The sequence below is a fragment of the bacterium SCSIO 12827 genome, from assembly GCA_024397995.1.
In the GTDB taxonomy this organism is placed as follows: Bacteria; Pseudomonadota; Alphaproteobacteria; order Rhodospirillales; family Casp-alpha2; genus UBA1479.
On record CP073746.1, the window covers coordinates 56,582 to 78,990 of the forward strand.

The following is a 22,409-nucleotide window of genomic DNA, read 5'->3' on the forward strand; positions in this document are numbered from 1 at the left end:
GTTAGGGAAAGACCATGATGGACTGTTTCGCCAAGCCGGGGGCCGCCGCCGTCCCCGTTACTCCCGTCGCCGCCAAGGACTTCAAGGCCTGGCTTGCCAAGCAGGACGCCCCGACCCGCGCCTGGGTCACGGGCAACGGCTTCATGGCCGCGGCCGGGCGCCATCTCGTGATCCCCAACGCCAAGGGCGGCGTCGGCCGCGTCGTGCTGGGCCGGGGCGAGGCCGCCAGCATGTGGGATTTCGGTGATCTGCCCAAGAAACTGCCGGCCGGGCGCTATGTGCTCGACGGCCTGAACGCCAAGAAGGACGCGGATGCTGCCACGGCGGCGGCGCTGGCCTGGGCGCTCGGCAGTTATCATTTCGGGCGCTACAAGGCGGGCGGCAAGATCGCGGCCAAGCTGGTCTGGCCGGCGGACTGTGACCGCGTCCGTGTCGAACGCGAAGCCAAGGGCACGATTTTGTGCCGCGACCTCATCAACACGCCGACCAACGACATGGGGCCGGGTGACCTGGCCGATGCGGCCCGCGCCTTGGGGCGTGCCTTCAAGGCCCGGGTGCGGGTGATCGAGGGCGATCAGCTTCTCAAGAAAAACTTTCCGGCCATCCATGCGGTCGGCCGCGCGTCGGACCGCGCGCCCCGGTTGATCGACCTGACCTGGGGGCCGGCCAATGCGCCCAAGGTGACCCTGGTCGGCAAGGGGGTGTGTTTCGATACGGGCGGGCTCGACATCAAGACCGCCGCCGGCATGAAGTTCATGAAAAAGGACATGGGCGGGGCCGCGCACGTGCTGGGTATCGCCAATGTGCTGATGGCGGCGGGGGCCAAGATCAGGCTGCGCGTGCTGATCCCGGCGGTGGAAAATTCGATCTCGGGCAACGCCATGCGGCCGCTCGACATCGTCGCGACGCGGCGCGGCACGACGGTGGAAATCGGCAATACGGACGCCGAGGGGCGGGTCATCCTGGCCGATGCCCTGTGGGATGCGGTGGCCGAATCGCCGGATCTTTTGATTGATTTCGCGACCCTGACGGGCGCGGCGCGGGTGGCGCTCGGCACGGATCTGCCGGCCCTGTTCTGCAACGACGACAAATTGGCCGCCGACATCACGGCCGCCGGTCAGGCGGTCGAAGACCCCCTGTGGCGCCTGCCGTTGTGGGACGGCTACCGATCCATGGTCGAGGGCGCGCAGGCGGATCTCACCAATTCGCCGGAGGGCGGTTACGCCGGGGCCATCACGGCGGCCCTGTTCCTGGAACATTTTGCGACGCCGGAAAAGGGCAAGCCCGTGCCCTGGGCCCATGTCGACCTGATGGCCTGGAACCTGAAGTCGCGGCCCGGCCGCCCCCAGGGCGGCGAGGCCATGGGGCTCCGTGCCATGGCGGCGATGATCCTCAGACGGTTCGCCTAGGCGGCTTGTCAGGGCCGGACAAATGAATTAGAAGTTCCGACAACGTAATGAAAGTCGGGGTGCCGGGCCGGACGGCGGTGGGATGGCCCGCACAGGGGAATTAAGTTCATGGAATTAAACGAACTTCAGGCATTGGACATCTGGCGCCGGGCGATTGTTTCCAGCGTGCGCCTGGATGCCCCGGACCTGTCGGCGCGCCAGATGGCGCTGCTGCTGACGGTGTATCTGACGCCGCCGCCCCATACGGTGCGCGGCATGGCGGATATCCTCAAAGTCTCCAAGCCGGCAGTGACACGGGCCGTTGACCGCCTGTCCGAATTGAATTTCGTGCGCCGCAAGGTCGATGAAAACGACCGCCGCAGCGTGCTGATTCAGCGCACGGTGCCGGGTTCCGTGTTCCTGCGCGAATTCGGCGAACTGATCACCGCCGCGGCCAAGCTGGGCCTGGCGACGGACGACACGGGGCTGCCGCCAGGATACTAAGCCAGGGCGCCGGTCCCGGAAGGTCTGAAATTCGGCCCGCATCGGAATCAAACCGAAAACCCATCGAACCGCTAAAACATCGAATCGACCCGAAAATCGGACCGGTCCAGGATCGAATGGCGTATTCGGCGCGTCCCGTTTTCGGGAAATGGCGGAATCAGGCGTTCTGCACGCCCTGCCAGGCATTGTTGCGGAACCGCATGAGATAGGTCGGCAGGATTGCTTCGGCCGCCCGGGGCGCGATACCCAGATTTTTCAAGGTCTTGACCTTATCGCCGACGACATTGTCCCGGCGCAGCAACTGCACCTGATCCGACGTCAGCGGCGGCACCGGCAGCAGGCCGAGGACCGCCGCCTGAATTCCCGCCGCCCAATAGGGCAGCGGCAGCAGGCAGCGCTTGCGGCCGGTCTGGGCCATCACAAGCTGCATCAGCTCGCGGAAGGAATAGACCGTGGGGCCGCCCAGTTCGAACACTTGGCCGGGGGCCTTGGCGTCGCTCAGCGCCGCCATCACGGCGTCGGCCACGTCACCGACATAGACCGGCTGGAACTTCGGCCCGCCGTCCTTGGCCGAGGCGGCGCCGATCACCGGCAGCACCGGCGACAGCCGGGCCAGGGAGGCGAAGCGGTTGAAGAAATCGTCCTCGGGTCCGAACACGATGCTGGGGCGCAGGATCGTCGCCTTGGCGAAGGCGGCTTTCACGGCGGCCTCGCCGGCGGCCTTGCTGCGCGCGTATTTGGCGGGCGACGAGGCGTCGGCGCCCAGGGCAGAGACATGAACCAGACGTTTCACCCCGGCGTCGGCGGCGGCCTGGGCCACGTTGCCGGCCCCTTCTTCATGGATTTTCTGGAAGGTCGCGCGGCCGCGCTCGTACAGGATGCCGACCAGATTGACGACCACGTCGGCCCCCTGGACGGCGCCGACGACCGTGTCGGCCCGCGCGACGTCGGCGGGCCATGGCACAACCTGACCGACATCGCCCATGGGTTTCAGGAACAGGGCGGATTCGGGATCCCGACCGGCAGCGCGGACACCATAGCCGGCGGCGGCCAGGCGGCGCACCACATGGCGGCCAATGAACCCGGAAGCGCCGAAAACGGTGGCGATGCGTCGATCCATGGATTGTTCCTCCTAAGGGATGGCCCTCCCGCAAGAAGGCCGGCCGGTTACGGCAGGTGATTTTTCAGGGAAAACATAGCAACGCCAAACGGATGTGTCGATTGCCTAAGCGGCCAAAGGGGCCTGAATTCCGGTGTTGGGGGCGGCCCAGAGCCTGGTCCGCGGCGTTCCCCCGCGAGGCGATGCTTGACAAGTCACAGCCCTACCTTTAACGAAGGCCGCTCACGCCGGGGAATTGCTCCGGCGGGTCAAGTTCCAAGCCGTTTTTTCGGCGATCCCGCGCCCTCCCCGATCGTTCTTCGGGGCCGAAGGCCGGGGCCCGTGCCCAGGTGGCGGAATTGGTAGACGCGCTGGCTTCAGGTGCCAGTTGCCGCAAGGCAGTGGAAGTTCGAGTCTTCTCCTGGGCACCATCTTTACCCCCGCAACGGGGGCGGCTTAAAGATTGATTGAATAATAAGGGCGGCAGTGTCATGGACGCGCCAAGTCAATCCGGAACTCCCGTCATTCATCTTCATCAAGGCGATTTGCCCGACGGTGTGACCTTCACCGGGTCGGTCGCCGTCGATTCCGAGACCCAGGGCCTGGACCTCAGCCGAGACCGGTTGTGCGTGGTGCAGCTTTCGGGCGGCGACGGGGTCTGCCATCTGGTGCAGATCGCGGCCGGGCAGCAGGCGGCGCCGAACCTGAAGGCGCTGATGGAAGACGTTTCGGTGATCAAGATCTTCCATTACGCCCGGTTCGACATCGCGGCCCTGAAACGCTGGCTCGCCATCGACTGCACGCCCGTCTATTGCACCAAGATCGCGTCCAAGCTGGTGCGCACCTATACCGACGGCCACGGCCTCAAGGACGTGGTTCGCGAACTGGTCGGCGTCGATCTGGACAAGCAGCAGCAATCCTCCGACTGGGCGCGCGCGACCCTCAGCCCGGCCCAGCAGGGCTATGCGGCCAATGACGTGCTCTATCTGCATCGGGTCAAGGCGGAACTCGACACCATGATCGCCCGTGAAGGGCGGCAACATCTGCTGCAGGCCTGCCTGGATTTCCTGCCCACGCGGGTCGATCTCGACCTTGCCGGCTGGGGTGCGGTCGACATCTTCCATCATTGATCTGCCCGCACCGTGCGGAGCGCCTCCGGTTGACGCTCGGGAATCGGCGGCGCATATTTAGGCAACGTATTTTTTGCGATTCGCCAGTATATTAGACATATTGGCATGAAGATTGCTGGCGCCCGAGGTCCCGCCTCCGGCGTGGCCTCGGCTGAAACCGATCGGCAACGGATAAGAACGGGATCATGAGCGCGGATCAAGCCAACACCCATGCGACCGCCGTCATTGGCGCAGACCCGGCAGGCGCCGATGATCTGGCCGTGGCGCGCCGCGTCCTGGCCATTGAAAGTGACGGGCTGAAGGCCCTGTCGGCGAGCCTGGGCGACGTCTTCGTGCGCGCCGTCGCGATCATGGCCGCCGCCCAAGGCCGCATCGTCGTCACCGGCATGGGCAAAAGCGGCCATGTCGGGCGCAAGATCGCGGCGACCCTGGCGTCCACGGGCACGCCGGCGATGTTCGTTCATCCGGCGGAGGCATCGCATGGCGATCTCGGCATGATCACATCGGCGGATGTCATCTTCGCGCTGTCCAATTCGGGCGAAACGGCGGAGCTTGCCGATCTGATCGCCTATGCCAAGCGCTTTGCCATTCCGCTTGTCGCGGTCACCGGCAAGGCGCAAAGCTCGCTCGCCGACAATGCCGATGCGGCCCTGATCTATCCCGATCCCCCGGAAGCCTGCCCCATGGGCCTGGCGCCGACGACCTCGACCACCGTGATGATGGGCCTGGGCGATGCGATTGCCATGGCGTTGCTGGAACGCAAGGGGTTCTCGTCCGGCGATTTCCACGCCCTGCATCCGGGCGGCAAGCTGGGCCGCCGCCTGATGAAGGTTTCCGACATCATGCACCAGGGCGACGAGTTGCCCCTGGTCGCCCCCGAAGTGCCGATGACCGAGGCCCTTTTGGTGATGACGGCCAAGCGGTTCGGCTGCCTGGGCGTGGTCGATGCAGGCGGGCGTCTGATGGGTGTCATCACCGATGGCGACCTGCGCCGCCACATGGCCGATAACGTGCTGGCGCGCAGTGCCGGCGACACGATGACGGCGGGCGGGGCCAGGATCGAGCCGGACCGTCTGGCGTCGGAGGCGCTCGGCATCATGAACGCCCGCGCGATCACCAACCTGTTCGTGGTCGAAAACGACCGTCCGGTCGGCATCCTGCATATTCACGACTGTCTTCGAGCGGGGATCGCGTGACCACGATGGCCATGGACTCCTATTCCGGGTTCGTCCAAGTCGCCAAGGTCATGTTGCCTGTTGCGGCGGTCGGGTTGATCGCTCTGGTTATTTTGTGGCCGCATCTGCGCACTGAGGATCTGCGGTTCCGCATCGGCTTCGCCGCCATTACCTCCAACGTCGACGGCGACCCCAATCTTCTCAATCCGCGCTATGTCGGCACCGACAACGACAACCAGCCCTATGCGGTGACCGCCGACATCGCCAAAAAACTTGATGGCGAAGGCATGGACATGCGCATCGGCCTGGAACTTCCGAAGGCGGACATCACGCTGAAGGACGGCACCTGGCTGGTGCTGACGGCGGAAAACGGCATCTATGCACGGCGCGCCAAGACGCTGGATCTAGCGGGCTCGGTCAATCTGTTTCACGATTCCGGTTACGAATTTCGCACGGAAAAGGCGACCCTCGATCTGGCAGAGGGGCTGGCCCGGGGAGATGATCCGGTCAAAGGTCAGGGGCCCTTCGGCACCTTGCAGGCGGAGGGCTTCCGGCTGCTGAACAAGGGCCGTACGATCCTGTTCACGGGCAAGTCCAAGATGGTGCTGAAGCCCGGCGCCAAGGGGGTGAAATGACGGGCGCGCGCATGCTTGCCGCCGTCGTGGCCACCTGGATGCTGGCCGGCCTGTCGGGTGCCGCCGTTGCCCAGTCCCTCAACCTGGGGGCCGGGGATGAGACGCCGATCGAGATTTTCGCCGACAACGGCATCGAATGGCAGCAGGACAATCTGGTGTTCCTGGCCAAGGGCAACGCCAAGGCCGTGCGCGGCGATATCACCGTGCTGGCCGATCAGTTGACGGCGTTTTATACGGAGCGCCCCGGCGGCAACACGGAGATCTACCGCCTGGACGCCGACGGCGCGGTCAGGATCAAGTCGCCGAGCCAGACGGCGAGCGGCGAAAAGGCCGTCTACGACGTGGGGCGCGAGATTCTGGTCCTGTCCGGCGGCACGCCCAAGATGGAGACCTCCGACGCCGTGATCACGGCGCGCCAGCAGCTTGAATATTGGGAGCAGCGCCAGATGGCGGTCGCCCGCGGCAAGGCCGAGGCGGTCAAGGACAAGCGCCGGGTGCGCGCCGACGTGCTTGCCGCCTTCTTCCGCAAGACCAAGGAAGGCGAAAGCAAGGTCTACCGGGTTGATGCCTATGACAACGTGTCCGTGCTGACCGAACGCGATCGCGCCTACGGTGACCGCGGGGTCTATAACGTGGAAACGGGTATCGTGACCTTGACGGGATCGGTTAGGATCGAACGCGGCAAGAACGAATTGAATGGCTGCAAGGCCGAGGTCAACCTGAACACCGGCATCAGCCGACTGTTCAGCTGTCCCGGCGGTCGGACCAAAGGCACCCTGTTGCCCGGTTCCGGCGATAGAACGGGAAAATAAGAACAGCATGAGCGAACTCGACAACCGCCCCGAACGTTCCGCCGCCAAGCCGCGCCTGATCGCGGACAACCAGGGTCTGATCGCAAATAACCTGGGCAAAAGTTTCAAGAAGCGGCCCGTGGTGCGCGGCGTCAGCGTCAGCATCCAACGCGGCGAGGTGGTCGGCCTGCTCGGCCCCAACGGCGCCGGCAAGACGACCTGCTTCTACATGATCACCGGCCTGGTGCAGCCCGATTACGGCACCATCGTTTTGGACGGACAGAATATCTCGGCCCTGCCCATGTACCGGCGCGCGCGCCTGGGCATCGGCTATTTGCCGCAGGAAGCATCGATCTTTCGCGGCCTTACCGTGGAGCAGAACATCCGTGCCGCGCTTGAGGTGGTCGAATCCAACCGCGACCGCCGGGAGGCGATCCTGGATGCCCTGTTGGCCGAATTTTCTATCACCCATCTACGGCGCACACCGGCCATCGCCCTGTCCGGTGGTGAGCGGCGGCGCGTCGAAATCGCCCGCGCGCTGGCGTCGAACCCGCATTTCGTGCTGCTGGACGAACCTTTCGCCGGCATCGATCCGATCGCCGTCGGCGACATCCGCGACCTTGTCGCCCATCTGAAGGACCGCGGCATCGGGGTGCTGATCACCGACCATAACGTGCGCGAGACACTCGACGTCATCGACCGCGCCTATATCATTCATGACGGCAGGATGCTCATGGAGGGCCGGCCGTCGGACATCGTCGGCAACGAGGACGTGCGCCGTGTCTATCTGGGCGACCGATTCAGCCTTTAACATGAACCCGCCGGCTCGCCTGCGGATGCGCGCGACGGTCGGGGAGGCCGCGCCATGGCGTTGACGCCGCGCCTCGATCAACGCCAGAGCCAATCTCTGGTGATGACGCCGCAATTGCAGCAGGCGATCAAACTTCTGCAACTGTCCAACATCGAACTTGCTGAGTTCGTCGAGCAGGAGCTTGAGCAGAATCCGATGCTGGAGCGGGACGATGCCGAGGACCGCACCACAGAGGTCGAAGCGGCGGACGGCGGCGACGGGGCCCAGGCCGCCGATGCGGGAACGGACGGTGCCGTGCCCGGTGATGGGCCGGACGACGGGGGCCCCGCCGATGACGGCTCCGATGACGGCCCCGATGACGGAATGTCCATGGATTTCGGCGATGACGGCGACGGCGGTCCGGCCGACGGTGACATGGATGTGGCGCTCGACGATCTGTACACCCAGGACGGCCAGCCGGATGCGGTGCAGGCGGCCCCCGACGCCGGGTACGAGCCGACCCTGCCGACCTCCGCCGCCGGCGGCTATGACGACGACCTGCCGGGTCTGGACCAGACCCTGTCGTCCGACGTCACGCTGCGCGATCATCTGATGGAACAACTCGGCATGGACGTCAGCGATGTGGTCGATCGCATGATCGGCGCCTACCTGATCGACAGTCTGGATGAGACCGGATATCTGACCATCGACCTCATGGCCGTTGCCGAGGCGCTGGATTGCGCGCCCGAGCGGGTCGAGGCCGTGCTCAAACACCTGCAGCAATTCGACCCGCCCGGCATCTTCGCGCGCGACCTGAAGGAATGCCTGGCGCTGCAGTTGGCCGACCGCGACCGTCTGGACCCAGCCATGGCGGCCTTCGTCGACAATCTGGATTTGGTCGCCCGCCGCGAATTCAAGACGTTGGCCAAAGTCTGCGGCGTCGACGCGGAAGACATCGCCGACATGCTGGCGGAGCTTAAGTCGCTCGACCCCAAACCGGCGCTGTCGTTCGGCGGCGAGCTTGCCCAGCCGGTGATCCCCGATGTGCTGATGCGCGCCCGGCCGTCCGGCGGTTGGCACATCGAACTCAACCCCGATACCTTGCCGCGGGTCCTGGTCAACAACCAGTACTACGCCGAGATCAGCACCAAGAAGGCATCCAAGGTCGACCGCCAGTACATCACCGAACAGTATCAGTCGGCGAACTGGCTGGTGAAATCGCTGCACCAGCGGGCGACGACGATCCTCAAGGTGGCCAAGGAAATCGTGCGTCAGCAGGACGCCTTCTTCCTGAAGGGGGTGCAGCATCTGCGGCCGCTGGTCCTGCGCGACATCGCCGATATCATCGACATGCACGAAAGCACGGTCAGCCGGGTCACCGCGAACAAGTACATCGCGTCGCCGCGGGGCATTTTCGAATTGAAGTATTTCTTTACCTCGTCGATTTCACGGTCCGACGGTGGCGAGGCGTTTTCCGCCGAGGCCATCAAGGCGCGGATTCGCGCCATGATCGACGGTGAGCCCCCGGCCCAGGTTCTGTCCGATGACAAACTGGTCGAAATTTTGCGTGCCGACGGCGTCGATATCGCCCGGCGCACGGTGGCCAAATACCGCGAGGCCTTGGGCATTCCGTCGTCCGTGCAGCGCCGCCGCCAGAAAAGCCTCAGTAATTAACGCCGGGTCAATTCGCCCGGGCTTCCGGTCTCGGGCGATCTTGAGAAATTCAACATCTTAATAATTATTAACGACACTGGGCGATTTGCCCCTCCTGACCGAATGGGATGGTTGACAGCGGCGGGTGTCGGAACTAATTTCCGGGCCTTCGTCGAGGCGGACCGATGTCCATGACTGACCGGTCCCGTCAATGTCCTTTCGGCCACTTTGGGTGGCCGTACGCGAGCCCGAGAAAGGGCCCGTCCGGCAAGGCGCCTAAACGTGCATGTTTCGCCGGCCGGAAAGGCACTGATCGCACGGCTTAACCACTGGAAAGAAGAAACGGCTAAGACCGGGACATGAATATCACCATTAAGGGCAAGAACCTGGATGTGGGCGACGCGCTGCGAAGCCACGCCGAAGGCCAGATTGCGGACGCGGTCACCAAGTATTTCGACCGCGCGCTTGAGGCAAATGTCGTGCTGTCCAAATCGGGGCACACGTTTAATGCCGAAATTTCGGTGCATCCCATGGGCGGTGTCGTCGTCCACGGACGGGGCGCCAACGACGATCCCTACGCGGCCTTCGATCAGGCGGCGGAACGTATCGCCAAGCAGCTTCGCCGCTACCACCGGCGTCTGACCAGCCATCACGAGAACAAGGCCGCCCAGGAAAGCTTCCGGGCGCAGCATTTCGTGGTGCAGGCGGAACCGGAACACGAAGAACTGCCCGAAGAGGGGCAGCCGACAATCATTGCCGAATTGCCCACGGAAATTCCGACCCTGTCGGTCAGTGCCGCGGTTATGCGCATGGATCTGGCGGACGTTCGGGTGCAGATGTTCCGTGACAGCAAGTCGGGACGCCTGAACGTCGTCTACCGGCGCGATGACGGCAACATCGGCTGGATCGATCCGGTCGACGGCCGCTCCGCCGACGCGTAAGGGTGCTTTGGGCGCCCCCGGAAGGCGTCCGCGAAAGGCAAAGGACTGGTTATGGAAATCCGCGACCTCCTCACCTCCGACAGCGTGATCGCCAATTTGCGTGTGACCAGCAAGAAGCAGGCGCTGCAGGAATTGGCGGGTGCTGTTTCGCGCGTCACCGATTTGGACGAACGCGCGGTGTTCGACGTTCTGATGGAACGGGAAAAACTGGGCACCACCGGCGTGGGCAACGGTATCGCCATTCCCCACGGCAAGCTGCCCGGCCTGGACAAGCTCTACGGCATGTTCGCGCGCATGGAAAAGCCCATTGATTTCCAGGCCATCGACGAACAGCCGGTCGACCTGATTTTCCTGCTGCTGGCGCCGGAATCGGCGGGGGCGGACCATCTCAAGGCCCTGGCCCGGGTGTCCCGGCTGCTGCGCGACCGCGCGACCTGCGACAAGCTGCGCGGCACGGACAACGCGGAAGCGCTCTACGCCATCCTCAGCAACTCCGCCGACGTTCAGGCGGCCTGAGCCGCCTAAGATCATCCTGATTTAAACGAAAATCGACCGGGACGGCAAAGCCGCCCGGGATATGCGCCGTTCAGGTGGCTTGCTTATTCATGAATCTCGACGGCAGGCGCGGGGCCTTTGGGGCCCCGTCCGCATTTCCGCCGTCAATCGCGGCTAGTGAAGCGTGGCGACCGCGAAGTCGTTCTTGAACGCCGTCGCTTCGGCCAACTCGAAGCTTTCCGCCCAGCCCAGTTCCTCGCCCGACGCCGAATAGACGCCGAAGGCCTTGCTGCCTTCGGCCGCGACCGGTTTCACGAAGACGATCTTGTCCGATCCCAGGGCGAGAAAATCCGTTCCCGACATGCGGCGCAGCGCCATGGCCTTGAAATTGCCGACAGGCTTGCTGTTCGAGTGAGTGTTGTCCGACATCAGTCGTTCTCCCGACTGGCGGTTCCCGTTTCCCCCGCATTCTCCGGGGCCCGTGATGGGCCTGACTGAAGCCCGTTTCTCGGGCCCGAGGGAAACCGCATCCATTCCCTATTCTCGGCAAAAACGGTTAACCGATCCTTTAACCGACGGACAAAAACGGGCCTGTCGGCGGGAATAACGGATACCGGACTTAGTGGACGGAAAACGGCTCCAGGTCGTTCTGGCGCACGGTCGCCTGGGCGACGGCGAGGGATTCCGCATAGCCGAGCGGCTGTCCGAAGGCGGAAAAGATGCCGTAGACGGGTTTGCCGTCGACCTCGATGGCCTTGACGAAGGCCGTGGTCTCGGCGCCCAGGGCCAGGAAATCCTCGGCAGACAGGCTGCCGGGGGCCGGCGGGACATGGTTGTCGGGGGCATTGGTGTTCATGGCTTGAAACTCCTTCTGGTGCCGCGCCCCGTTTTCCGGGCACGCGGTTTTAGGATTTCTTCATGCGCCGCCTGAGAATCTCGGCGGCATCCGGGCGGCGGGGGCGGATGCCGGGACGTGTCGTGCGGGGCCTATTCCTCGGGCGCCACGTCGATGGTGCGGCCCGGTTTCTTTTTCACCCCGCCCTTTTCGATGGCGATGGTCTTGACCTCGGGTTCCGGGACGTGGCGTTCAAGGTCGATGTGCAGCAATCCGTTATCCAGATGTGCGCGCACGATCTCGATGCCCTCGGCCAGGACGAAGCTGCGCTGAAACTGGCGTGCCGCGATGCCACGGTGCAAGTAGATGCGCTCGGCCCCGTCGTCTTGCTGGCGGCCGCGGATAACCAATTGGTTTTCCTCGACCGTGACGGACAGATCGTCGTCGGTGAACCCGGCGACGGCCAGCGTGATGCGCAGCAGATTGTCGCCCACCTGTTCGATATTGTAGGGGGGGTAGCCCTCACCGGAGACCTTGGCGGCCTGGTCGAGCATGCGTTCGAAATGTTCGAAACCCAAGAGCAGGGGGCTGTTGAAGGCGCCGAGCCGAGACATGGGCGTTCTCCTCTGGTGTCATGAGCGAAAACGGCCGAAGGGCCCGCGCAGCGGCAGCACCCTTCGTATCCCTTAATTTGGCAGGAAAAGCCCCCCTGTCAATGGCCGGAAGATGCCGAGATCAGCCGACGACGCGGGCCAGACGGACCGCCGTCGCCCCCCGGTTGAGTCGCCGTGACGGCATGATCAGCACGCAATCATCGTGCGGCGTGACCACGGGCTCGTCGCCGTCGTAACCCAGCACCGTGCCCGCCTTGGCAATCGTCTCAAGCCCGCGGTAATCCTCGGCAAAACGAAAGCGGTCGGTGCGGATGGTGACCGGATGGGTGACTTCGACGATCTTCTGCTTCGGCGGCTGCGGCCCCAGATGGGGGCCCGCGAAATCCATATCCACGGCGCCCGTGTACAGCAGAAAGCGCAGCGCCGTTTCCTTGGCCATGATCTCCGATGATTGTTCCCAATGTTGGCCGCATTCGACCAGAAGCGCGTCCCTGGGCGAGGCCTCGTTGCGGAAATCCGCGTAATCGCGCATGCGCCGGCCGGCGGCATGGCCTTCGTCCATGACCACCAGTTCCGGCACGCCGGTGCCTTCGGCCAGCCTGCGCCCCTTGTCGAGGGGGCCTGACAGCATCAAGGCTCCCGTGGCGTGCTGCATGGAATGGATATCCAAAAGCCGGTCGACCGTGTCGAGGAACGGGCGAACTTCCCGGGCGCGCGTCAGCTCGACCGATTGACGCGGGCCGTCCAGGGTCTCGGCATCCCACAGGCGGTTGAAATCCTCTTCGACGAAACGCGACGCCAGGGGCTCCGCCGGATCGAAGCGGGTATAGGCGGCGACGTTCATGAACCCCAGCGACAGTCTGCCCCGCTTGGGCCGCACGTCCAGTTTCATCAGCCAATCGAGGGCGATGGCGCCGCACAGTTCGTTGCCGTGCACCACCGCCGTGATCATCACGTGGGGGCCCTGTTCAGCCGCCTCGAAGCTGGTGATGTAATCGATGCCCGTGTTGCCCGCTTTGTAGGGGCTGATGTCCGGGGCCTCAAGCTGTACGGGGTATTCGGCGTCGGCGGTCGTCATGGCGGTCCTTATCGGCGGAAAAAGGGTTCATATCGAACGATCAAAGCCTTCCCAGGTCAAGTCCCGAACATCACCCGGCAGCGGTGCTTGTCGGCGGCGCAGGTTTGATGCAACATGATTTCCAAGACCGGGCGTAATGACCCGGATCATACAGGGAGCCTAAACGAAATGTATTTCCGTAAATCAATGATCGCGGCGGCGGCGGGCCTGTGCCTGACCTTCGCCGCCGGCACGGCCGCGCAGGCCCAGGCCATCACCATCGGGCTCGGCACGGAGCCGACCTCGATCGACCCGCACTATCACAACCTGGGCCCCAACAACCAGATCGCCCAGCACATCTTTTCCCGCCTGATGGAGCAGGACCACAAGCAGCGTCTGATGCCCGGTCTGGCCACGGAATGGAAGCCGGTCGACGACACGACCTGGGAATTCAAGCTGCGGAAGGGCGTGAAGTTCCACGACGGATCGGAATTCAACGTCGACGACGTGATTTTCTCCATGGAGCGCGCGGCCGCACACCCGAACGCCAAGTCCAGCTTCAAGGTCTTCAGCCACAGCGGCGGCAAGACCTATGAGCGCGTCGACGACTACACGCTGCGCGTCAAGACGCCGGAGCCCTATCCCCTGATGGCGGTCGATCTGTCGAACGTGCACATCGTTTCCGACAAGGCCAAAGGCCATTGGGAAGGCGACTTCAACAACGGCAGCCAGGCCGCCGGCACGGGCCCCTACAAGTTCGTCAAGTGGATCAAGGGCGAGGTTCTGGAGTTCGAACGCAACGAAGATTATTGGGGCAAGAAGCCCCATTGGAAGTCCGTCGTGATCAAGCCGATCAAGTCGGCGCCGTCGCGTCTGGCGGCCCTTCTGGCCGGCGATGTGGACTTCATCGACCAAGTGCCGACGATCGACGTGGCGGGGCTCAAGAAAAACCCCAAGATTTCGCTCAGCCAAGGCATCTCCAACCGGGTGATCTATCTGCACCTGGACCAGTATCGGGACGTCACGCCCTTCGCCAAGGGCCCGAACGGCGAGGAGATCAAGAACCCGTTCAAGGACGTCCGCGTGCGCAAGGCGATTTCCATGGCCATCAACCGCGACCTGATCATCGAACGGGTCATGGAAGGCATCGCCGTGAAGGCCGGACAGCTTCTGCCCGACGGTTTCTTCGGCGTGTCCGACAAGCTGAAGCCCGACAACTACGACCCCAAGGCCGCCAAGGCCCTGTTGGCGGAGGCGGGCTATCCCAACGGCTTCCAGACGACGCTGCACGGCCCCAATGACCGCTACATCAACGACGCCAAGATCGTCGAGGCGGTGGCCCAGATGCTGTCGCGCATCGGCATCATGACGACCCCGGATACCATGCCGAAAAGCGTGTTCTTCAAACGCGGCAAGAACGGCGGGCCGGCCAAGCCGCCTGAATTCTCGTTCCTGCTGGTCGGCTGGGGCTCGGGCACGGGCGAGGCTTCGTCGCCGCTGCGCTCATTGCTCACCACCTATGACAAGGAAAAGGGCAACGGCTCTTCCAACCGTGGCCTCTATTCCAGCGCCAAGATGGAAGCCGTCCTGAACCAGGCCCTGGCCACGGTCGATGATACCAAGCGGGCGGCGCTGCTGGCCCAGGCCACGGAAATCGCCATCGGCGAAGACATGGGCCTGATCCCGCTGCACTACCAGGTCAACACCTGGGCCGCGAAGAAGGGCCTCAAGTACCTGGCGCGCACGGACGAGCGCACGGTCGCCTACGACATCCAGCCCGAGTAGGGGCACCGCCGGAACAAGGGGGGCGGCCAGCGGCGCGCCGCCCCCACGTCCGGCGGGGGGGGTAATCCATGACCGTTTTCATCATCCGCCGGATTATGCAGAGCCTTGCCGTCGTCATGGTGATGTCGTTCATCGTGTTCGGCGGGGTCAACATCGTCGGCGACCCGGTCGAGATGATGGTGTCCGACGAGGCGACGCAGGAGGAGCGGGAAAAAGTCATCCGCTCCATGGGCCTCGATAAACCCTGGTACGTGCAGTACGGGCGGTTCGTCGCCGGCGCGCTTGAGGGCAACCTGGGCAAGTCATTCGTCTATGGCGAGCCGGCCCTGGAAATCATCATCCACCGCATTCCCGCGACCTTCGAACTGGCGCTGGCGGCCCTGCTGCTGGCGATCGTCATCGGCATACCGCTCGGCGTCTATGCGGGCCTGAAACCGGATACCGTCGCATCCAAATCGATCATGGCGGGATCGATCCTGGGGTTCTCGCTGCCGACTTTCTGGGTCGGGTTGATGTTCATCATGGTGTTCGCGGTGATCCTCGGCTGGCTGCCTTCGACGGGGCGCGGCGATACGGTGCCCTTGCTCGGCATTGATGTCAGCTTCCTGACCCTGGACGGGCTGGCGCACCTGTTCCTGCCGGCGCTCAACCTGGCGCTGTTCAAGATATCCCTGGTCATCCGCCTGGCCCGCGCCGGCACGCGCGAAGTCGTTCACCAGGACTACATCAAGTTCGCGCGCGCCAAAGGGCTGCGCAACAGCCGCATCGTCCTGGTGCATTTGATGAAGAACATCATGATCCCCGTGGTCACCGTTCTGGGGCTTGAATTCGGCGGCCTGATCGCATTTTCCGTGGTCACGGAAACGGTCTTCGCCTGGCCCGGCATGGGTAAGCTGATCATCGATTCGATCCAGTCGCTCGACCGTCCGGTGATCGTCGCCTACCTGATGATCATCGTGCTCATCTTCGTCCTCATCAATCTGGTGGTCGACGTTCTCTATTCCATCCTGGACCCGCGCGTCCGCCTGTCGGAAATGAAATCATGAGTGAGACCGCCGCACCCCCGGCCCCCGCCGACGCGGGCAAGGTGGAAACGCCGTTCCGCCGTTTCTGCCGCGACTATGCGGACAGCCGCATCGCCACGGCGGCGCTGGCGGTGTTGGCGGCGATCATTCTGCTTGCCCTGTTCGCCCCCTGGGTCGCGCCGACGGACCCTTACGATTTGGCCAGCGTCAGCATCCTGGACAGCAAGCTGAAGCCGGGCAGCCAGTCCATGGACGGGCTGACCTATTGGCTGGGCACGGATGGTGCGGGGCGTGATCTGGTTTCGGCGATTATCTACGGCCTGCGTATCTCGCTCGGCGTCGGTGTGATGTCGGGTGTGTTCGCGCTCTGCATCGGCACGGCGGTGGGCTTGGCGGCGGCTTATTTCGGCGGCCGCGTCGATGCCTTCATCATGCGCGTGGTCGATATTCAATTGTCGTTCCCGGCGATCCTCATCGCGCTGATCCTGCTCGCCATCCTGGGCAAGGGCGTGGACAAGATCACCATCGCGCTGGTCATCGCGCAATGGGCCTATTACGCGCGCACCGTGCGCGGCTCAGCCCTGGTCGAACGCAACAAGGAGTATATCGAGGCGGCGCAGTGCCTTGCCCTCGGCCATAACCGGATCGTGTTCCGCCACCTGTTCCCCAATTGCCTGCCGCCGCTTATCGTGGTCGGCACGATCCAGACGGCGCATGCCATTTCGCTGGAGGCGACGCTCAGCTTCCTCGGCGTCGGCCTGCCGATTTCGGAGCCGTCCCTGGGCCTTCTGATCTCCAACGGCTTCGACTTTATGCTGTCGGGTCTGTACTGGATCAGCTTCTTCCCCGGGGTGGCGCTGCTTGTCACCATCGTCTCCATCAATCTGGTGGGGGACCAATTGCGCGACGTGCTTAACCCGCGTTTGCAGAAATAAGGACGCGATAGCAGACCATGAACAACGGCGCGCCCACCCTGCAGGTCGACAACCTGGAAACCCATTTCTTCACCAAGGACGGCGTGGCCAAGGCCGTTGATGGCGTCAGCTTTTCGGTCAACCGGGGCGAGATCATGGGCCTGGTCGGCGAGTCCGGATCGGGCAAGTCGGTGACCGGGTTCTCGATCCTGGGCCTGGTCGATCCGCCGGGTCGGGTGATCGGCGGCCGGGTGATGTTCCAGGGCACGGACCTGTTGACCCTGGATCCGGAAGGCCTGCGTCAGCTTCGCGGCAACCGCATCGCGATGATCTTCCAGGACCCGATGATGACGCTCAATCCGGTTCTGCGCGTCGATACGCAAATGATCGAGACCGTGCGCGCCCATGATTCCTCGGTTTCAGAGGACGACGCCCGGGCCCGGGCCCGCGACGCCCTCGGCCAGGTCGGCATCCCCAGCCCGGACGAGCGCCTCAAGGCCTATCCCCACCAGTTTTCCGGCGGCATGCGCCAGCGCGTGGCGATCGCCATCGCGCTTTTGAACAAGCCGGACCTGATCATCGCGGATGAGCCGACCACGGCCCTCGACGTCACCATCCAGGGACAGATTTTGTACGAAGCGCAGAAGCTGTGCCGCGAAACCGGCACGGCGCTGATCTGGATCACCCACGACCTTGCGGTGATCGCCGGCCTGGCTGATCAGATCAGTGTCATGTACGCCGGGCGCATCGTCGAACAGGGAATGCTGGATGAGGTCCTCGACCGGCCCGCCCGTCCCTACACGCGGGGGCTTCTGGGTTCCGTGCCCGGGCACAACACGCGGGGCAAGCGGCTGTACCAGATTCCCGGCATGACGCCGTCGCTGCTGAAATTGCCCCGGGGATGCGCCTTCAAGGACCGTTGCCCCCATGGCGATGAAGCCTGTGACGTGGCGCCGGAGATCACCAATCCGTTGCCGGGCCGGGCGCTGCGCTGCGTCCATCCGCAACTGGATGCCGGGGGGCGCGCGTCATGACCGCGATTTTGGAACTGACGGACGTCACCAAAAATTTCGTCAAGCATCTGGATGCGGCGGCCAAGCTGGCGCGTTATCTCGGCGCCAACGTCAAGGAAGAGGTCGTGCACGCCGTCGACGGCGTGTCCCTGAAGATCGCCAAGGGCGAGGTCGTCGGCCTGGTCGGTGAATCCGGCTGCGGCAAGTCGACCCTCGGGCGCATGGTCGCCGGCATTCTGGAGCCGACGGCGGGGGCGATCCACTACAAGGGAAATCTGGTCTCCGCCATGGACAAGGATGCGGGGCACAAGACCGCGCTCGCCATCCAGATGATTTTTCAGGACCCCTTCGCCAGCCTCAACCCGCGCATGCGGGTGCAGGACATCATCGGCGAGGCCCCCGTGCGCCACGGTATCGTCACCAAGGCCGGGGCCGCCGACTACGTGGCCGAGGTCATGCGGCGGGTCGGACTCGACCCGGACTATCGCCGGCGTTATCCGCACCAATTCTCGGGCGGCCAGCGTCAACGCATCGGCATCGCCCGCGCCCTTGCCGTGAATCCGGAATTCCTGGTTTGCGACGAAGCCATCGCGGCGCTGGACGTGTCCATCCAGGCCCAGGTCATCAATCTGTTCATGGATCTGCGCGAAGATTTGGACCTGACCTATCTGTTCATCAGCCATGATCTTTCGGTGGTCGAACATATTTCCGACCGGGTCGTCATCATGTACCTGGGCCGGGTTGTCGAGACGGCGTCGACGGAAGACATTTTCGCCAGCCCTAACCATCCCTATACCCAGGCGTTGTTGAACGAGGTCCCGCGCCTCGACATCCGTGGGCTCGATTATCAGCCCATTTCGGGGGAAATCCCGTCGCCGCTTGATCCGCCCACGGGCTGTCATTTCCATCCGCGCTGCCCGCATGCCACGGCGCGCTGTCGGGAAGAGCGGCCCAAACTCCGTGAAATCGCGCCCGGCCGCATCGCCGCCTGTCATTTGAACGACAGCCCATGACGGCGCTCCCCGATCTGGACGTTCCCGGCGTTCTGCGTCTACACGCGGGGGCGGAACCAGCGGTCCCCTTGATTTTCGATTCCCCCCATAGCGGATCGATCTATCCCGAAGGCTTCCGCCCCGCCGTGGCGATCGCGGCCCTGCGGCCGGCCGAGGATGCTTTCGTCGACGATCTTTTCGCGGCCGCCCCCGGGAAGGGGGCGGCGCTGCTCGAAGCCTTGTTCCCCCGGCTTTACGTCGATCCCAACCGCAATGAGACGGATATGGACCCGGCTCATGTCGACGGCCCCTGGGACGGCCCGCCGTTGCAGCCGGGGCCGAAGGCCAGGCTGGGTCAGGGGCTTGTCTGGATGCGCCGTCCGCCGGGTCTGCCCGTCTATGACGGCAAGATCGCCGCCGCCGACCTGCGGGCGCGGATTGACGGTTACCATCGGCCCTATCACGCGGCGCTTGGGTGCATGCTGGATTGGGCGGCGGGGCGGTTCGGCGGCTATTACCATATCAACTGTCATTCCATGCCGGCCGTGGCGACGGCCATGTCGGCGGAACCGGAGGGCACGGCGCGCCCCGATTTCGTGCTCGGCACGCGTGACGGCACGACCACCGGACCCGCCTTGATCGATTGCGTCCGCAACTATCTGTCCGCCCGTGGCTACGATGTGCGGGTCGATCATTGGTACAAGGCGGTGGAGATCGTCCGTCTGGCCGGCGATCCGGCCCGGGGACGCCACAGCCTGCAGATCGAAATCAACCGGCGCCTTTACATGGACGAACGGAAGATCGAGAAATCCGCCGGCTATGCCGACATGAAAACCATGATCACCGGTCTGATCGATGAATTGCGGCGGTTCGCGGCTGCCCATCCTCCTGGACCAAAGTAAGCGATGAAAAATACCGGCAGGCCTGTAAAATCGGCGCGGACGATCTGGGAGCGCCCATGACACAGAATACCGTGAATCACCTCATGGCCGTTGATATGGCGGCATGAAGGCCCCGACACGTCAATTTCTGACGGCCACCTTCCTCGGGCTTTCCTTGGGGGCGGTGTTGGTTTTCGCATCGCACACCGTTTATCAGCGCAACGTCGAGCAGGCCCGAGAAACCACGGCCCGCAAGTCTCAACAGGCGGCGTATCAGATCGAACTCCTGGTCAGCGCACGGCTCGGCGTCGGCCGCTATCTGCAGCAACTGTGGCACGACGGCGGTATATCGACCGAACAGCAATTCCGGCGGCACGCCCGGGCCTTGCTCGGAACCTATTCAGGGATTCGCTTCATCTCGCGGCTTGACGCCGATGGGCGGTTCACCTGGATCGAGCCGGAAACCGTCGGCGCGCACCGTCTCGGCGGCTCCTTACGCGATGATCCGGGCGCGCGCGAAACCTATGATCACGTCTCCAGCGGCGGTGCAGCGGCGTCCAGCCCGCCTTATGACTTTCCGGACGGCGCCAACGGGTTCGTGAACCTGACGCCGCTCACTTCGGCGGACCGACGGGCCGGCTACGTTAACGTAGCGTTCCATACGGCGCCGATCATCGACCGGGCCTTGGGCAGGGGCATCACGGACCGCTTCCGGGTCGAAGTCCGGTACGGCGGGCGCCTGATTCACACGGCTGGCGTCGCTACCGACAAGGCGGCGGCCCGAGTTTTCGCCGCCACGGACGTCCGTGTTCTGGGCCGGGAATGGACAGTGACCCTGCGGCCGGCGGTGACGGTGCTCGCGGTGCAGATCGGCAATACCCATGTCGCGGTGCTGGCGGTCGGCCTGCCGGCGGTTCTCCTCATATCGCTGCTGGCGGGCATGTTCCTGTCACGCCACGAAGCGCTGCGCGCCAGCGAGGCCATGGCGGCGGCCCTGATTGAAAACGTACCGTCGTCCCTCAACATCAAGGACCTGTCCGGGCGTTATCTGCGGGTCAATCGAACGTTCTGCGAATGGGCCCAAAGATCGCTGCCCGAGGTTATCGGCAAGACCGAAAACGAGGTTCATGGCGACCGTGGCGGCACATCGGATTTTGTCCGCGAACAGGATGCCGAGGTGATCGATCAGGGGACGCCGGTCTACCGGGAACGCTACGGCCCGTTCCGCGACGGTGTCATGCGTCATGTTCTGGTCGCCAAATTCCCGATCACCGATGGTGCCGGGCAGATGGTCGCGCTTGGTACGGCGGTCACAGATATCTCGAAGCAGAAAGAGGCCGAGGATGTTCTGCGTCGCTCTCACGAGGAGCTGGAAAAGCTGATCGCAGACCGGACCCGTGAACTGCGCAGCGAGATCCGCGTGCGCGAAATCGCCGAAACCTCATGGCGGGAAAGCGAGGAGCGCCTGCGTGATATCGCGGAATCGGCCTCGGACTGGTTCTGGGAAATGGATCAGGACTTGCGCTTTACTTATATCTCCGACCGCTTTTTCCAGATTACCGGTTTGGACCGCAGCGACGTTCTGGGTAAGACACGCTGGGAATTCGCCGGCAATATGGATGCCGATGAGCGCGCGCGCTTCGTGGACCACCGCGCCGATATGGAGGCCCATCGCCCGTTCCGAAATTTCGAATATGCTCTGTACAGCAAGTTGGGAGCGGAGATTTCCGTGCGCCTCAGCGGCCGCCCCGTGTTCGACGTGACGGGGGCCTTTATCGGCTATCGCGGCGCGGGCACCGACATCACGGCGACCCGCGCGGCCGAACGTGCCCTGGTGCGCGCCAAGGAGGACCTGGAACGCCGGGTCGACGAACGGACCAAGGAACTGCGCCAGGAAATTACCGTCCGGCGCCGGGCTCAGGAATTGGCGGACCAGGCAAGCCGCGCGAAGACCGATTTCCTGGCCAACGTCAGCCATGAATTCCGCACACCGCTGAACGGCATCATCGGGTTTTCGGAAATCCTCGCGGCCGAGGTGTTCGGCCCGCTCGGCGCGCCCCGCTACCGGGAATACGCCGAGGACATCATCCGTTCGGGCCGCCACCTACTGGCGCTGATCAATGACGTGCTCGACGTGTCGCGGATCGAGGCCGGGGCCATGTCTCTGCACGAGGAACCGGTCGACCTGGCCCGCGCCGTGGAGGAATGCGCGGCCATGGTCGAACAGCGGGCCGAGGCCAAGGAGATCGTCTTGGCCAAGAACGTGCAGCCGGGCCTGCCGGCGATGATGGCGGATGTCACGCGTATCAAGCAGATTTTGCTCAATCTGGTGACCAACGCCGTGAAGTTCACGGAACAGGGCGGCGACGTGCGGGTCGAGGCGACCTGGTCGGCGGACGCGGGCCATGCCCTCATCGTGAGCGATACCGGCATCGGCATCGACCCCAAGGACATTCCCAAGGTGCTGATGCCGTTCGGCCAGGCGCACCGTGCCTTCACCCGCGCCCACGAAGGCTTCGGCCTGGGCCTGTCGCTGGTTCATTCCCTGACCGAGGAACACGGCGGCAGCCTGGAGATCGACAGTGCCCCGGGCGAGGGCACCACGGTCACCGTGCGATTCCCCAAAAGCCGCACGGTCGGCGACGCCGGCACAGACGCCGGACAGTAGCCCCTGCGTCAACTGTCCGCGCCA

General features: G+C 64.1%; 22 protein-coding genes and 1 tRNA gene. 18 read left to right on the forward strand and 5 right to left on the reverse strand.

What is annotated here, in order from left to right:
* The first annotated feature begins 14 nt into the window (after positions 1 to 14).
* Both KFF05_00285 and KFF05_00290 read left to right on the forward strand, forming a co-directional pair.
* Positions 15 to 1,409 carry a leucyl aminopeptidase family protein gene (locus KFF05_00285; GenBank protein ID UTW51879.1) on the forward strand — a complete coding sequence of 465 codons (1,395 nt, stop codon included), beginning with the start codon at positions 15 to 17 and terminating at the stop codon, positions 1,407 to 1,409.
* A 108-nt stretch (positions 1,410 to 1,517) separates the two neighbouring features.
* On the forward strand, positions 1,518 to 1,892 hold the full coding sequence (locus tag KFF05_00290) for a MarR family transcriptional regulator (protein UTW51880.1): 375 nt from the start codon (positions 1,518 to 1,520) through the stop codon (positions 1,890 to 1,892).
* A gap of 157 nt (positions 1,893 to 2,049) precedes the next feature.
* Here the strand turns inward: KFF05_00290 and KFF05_00295 are convergent, their stop codons facing one another.
* Positions 2,050 to 3,012, reverse strand: coding sequence for a complex I NDUFA9 subunit family protein (locus KFF05_00295; protein ID UTW51881.1), 963 nt, complete (start codon positions 3,010 to 3,012; stop codon positions 2,050 to 2,052).
* A gap of 323 nt (positions 3,013 to 3,335) precedes the next feature.
* On the opposite strand from KFF05_00295, the gene KFF05_00300 reads away from it, so the two are divergent.
* From KFF05_00300 to ptsN, 9 genes are all read left to right on the forward strand, one after another.
* Positions 3,336 to 3,422: transfer RNA gene (locus KFF05_00300), tRNA-Leu, on the forward strand.
* A 60-nt stretch (positions 3,423 to 3,482) separates the two neighbouring features.
* Positions 3,483 to 4,121 carry a ribonuclease D gene (locus tag KFF05_00305; protein ID UTW51882.1) on the forward strand — a complete coding sequence of 213 codons (639 nt, stop codon included), beginning with the start codon at positions 3,483 to 3,485 and terminating at the stop codon, positions 4,119 to 4,121.
* A gap of 185 nt (positions 4,122 to 4,306) precedes the next feature.
* Positions 4,307 to 5,317 (forward strand): KpsF/GutQ family sugar-phosphate isomerase, encoded by a 1,011-nt coding sequence (locus KFF05_00310; GenBank protein UTW51883.1) that lies wholly within the window; start codon positions 4,307 to 4,309, stop codon positions 5,315 to 5,317.
* The gene (gene lptC / locus KFF05_00315; GenBank protein ID UTW51884.1) at positions 5,314 to 5,931 is read left to right on the forward strand and encodes an LPS export ABC transporter periplasmic protein LptC; all 618 of its coding nucleotides are present in this window, start codon (positions 5,314 to 5,316) and stop codon (positions 5,929 to 5,931) included. Before KFF05_00310 ends, lptC begins: the two co-directional genes overlap by 4 nt.
* Positions 5,928 to 6,743, forward strand: a complete 816-nt coding sequence (locus KFF05_00320; GenBank protein UTW51885.1) for a hypothetical protein — start codon at positions 5,928 to 5,930, stop codon at positions 6,741 to 6,743. Before lptC ends, KFF05_00320 begins: the two co-directional genes overlap by 4 nt.
* Before the next feature lie 7 nt (positions 6,744 to 6,750).
* On the forward strand, positions 6,751 to 7,533 hold the full coding sequence (gene lptB / locus KFF05_00325; protein ID UTW51886.1) for an LPS export ABC transporter ATP-binding protein: 783 nt from the start codon (positions 6,751 to 6,753) through the stop codon (positions 7,531 to 7,533).
* A 54-nt stretch (positions 7,534 to 7,587) separates the two neighbouring features.
* On the forward strand, positions 7,588 to 9,186 hold the full coding sequence (gene rpoN, locus KFF05_00330) for an RNA polymerase factor sigma-54 (protein UTW51887.1): 1,599 nt from the start codon (positions 7,588 to 7,590) through the stop codon (positions 9,184 to 9,186).
* 338 nt (positions 9,187 to 9,524) lie between these two features.
* Positions 9,525 to 10,106 carry a ribosome-associated translation inhibitor RaiA gene (raiA, locus tag KFF05_00335; protein UTW51888.1) on the forward strand — a complete coding sequence of 194 codons (582 nt, stop codon included), beginning with the start codon at positions 9,525 to 9,527 and terminating at the stop codon, positions 10,104 to 10,106.
* A gap of 51 nt (positions 10,107 to 10,157) precedes the next feature.
* Entirely contained in the window at positions 10,158 to 10,622 is a 465-nt protein-coding gene (ptsN, locus tag KFF05_00340) for a PTS IIA-like nitrogen regulatory protein PtsN (GenBank protein ID UTW51889.1), read from the forward strand.
* A 153-nt stretch (positions 10,623 to 10,775) separates the two neighbouring features.
* On the opposite strand, the gene KFF05_00345 is transcribed toward ptsN, so the two are convergent.
* The 4 genes from KFF05_00345 to KFF05_00360 form a co-directional block, all read right to left on the reverse strand.
* Positions 10,776 to 11,030, reverse strand: a complete 255-nt coding sequence (locus tag KFF05_00345) for a hypothetical protein (protein UTW51890.1) — start codon at positions 11,028 to 11,030, stop codon at positions 10,776 to 10,778.
* Between the two features lie 190 nt (positions 11,031 to 11,220).
* Entirely contained in the window at positions 11,221 to 11,409 is a 189-nt protein-coding gene (locus KFF05_00350) for a hypothetical protein (GenBank protein ID UTW53512.1), read from the reverse strand.
* A 179-nt stretch (positions 11,410 to 11,588) separates the two neighbouring features.
* Positions 11,589 to 12,050: an Hsp20 family protein gene (locus tag KFF05_00355; protein UTW51891.1), complete on the reverse strand. Its 462-nt coding sequence runs from the start codon at positions 12,048 to 12,050 to the stop codon at positions 11,589 to 11,591.
* Between the two features lie 121 nt (positions 12,051 to 12,171).
* Positions 12,172 to 13,128 carry a succinylglutamate desuccinylase/aspartoacylase family protein gene (locus tag KFF05_00360; GenBank protein ID UTW51892.1) on the reverse strand — a complete coding sequence of 319 codons (957 nt, stop codon included), beginning with the start codon at positions 13,126 to 13,128 and terminating at the stop codon, positions 12,172 to 12,174.
* Positions 13,129 to 13,314: 186 nt separating this feature from the next.
* Here KFF05_00360 and KFF05_00365 point away from each other — a divergent pair, with 186 nt between their 5' ends.
* The 7 genes from KFF05_00365 (at position 13,315) to KFF05_00395 (ending at position 22,385) form a co-directional block, all read left to right on the forward strand.
* On the forward strand, positions 13,315 to 14,892 hold the full coding sequence (locus KFF05_00365) for an ABC transporter substrate-binding protein (protein UTW53513.1): 1,578 nt from the start codon (positions 13,315 to 13,317) through the stop codon (positions 14,890 to 14,892).
* A 68-nt stretch (positions 14,893 to 14,960) separates the two neighbouring features.
* Complete coding sequence (locus KFF05_00370) at positions 14,961 to 15,938, forward strand: ABC transporter permease (protein ID UTW51893.1); 978 nt, start codon at positions 14,961 to 14,963, stop codon at positions 15,936 to 15,938.
* Complete coding sequence (locus tag KFF05_00375; GenBank protein UTW51894.1) at positions 15,935 to 16,852, forward strand: ABC transporter permease; 918 nt, start codon at positions 15,935 to 15,937, stop codon at positions 16,850 to 16,852. The genes KFF05_00370 and KFF05_00375 overlap by 4 nt, the downstream gene beginning before the upstream one ends.
* Positions 16,853 to 16,869: 17 nt before the next feature.
* A complete protein-coding gene (locus KFF05_00380; protein UTW51895.1) occupies positions 16,870 to 17,865 on the forward strand; it encodes an ABC transporter ATP-binding protein in 996 nt (331 codons plus the stop codon).
* A complete protein-coding gene (locus KFF05_00385) occupies positions 17,862 to 18,857 on the forward strand; it encodes an ATP-binding cassette domain-containing protein (GenBank protein ID UTW51896.1) in 996 nt (331 codons plus the stop codon). The genes KFF05_00380 and KFF05_00385 overlap by 4 nt, the downstream gene beginning before the upstream one ends.
* A complete protein-coding gene (locus tag KFF05_00390) occupies positions 18,854 to 19,738 on the forward strand; it encodes an N-formylglutamate amidohydrolase (protein UTW51897.1) in 885 nt (294 codons plus the stop codon). The genes KFF05_00385 and KFF05_00390 overlap by 4 nt, the downstream gene beginning before the upstream one ends.
* A 103-nt stretch (positions 19,739 to 19,841) precedes the next feature.
* Positions 19,842 to 22,385: a PAS domain S-box protein gene (locus tag KFF05_00395; GenBank protein UTW51898.1), complete on the forward strand. Its 2,544-nt coding sequence runs from the start codon at positions 19,842 to 19,844 to the stop codon at positions 22,383 to 22,385.
* Positions 22,386 to 22,409: the final 24 nt, after the last annotated feature.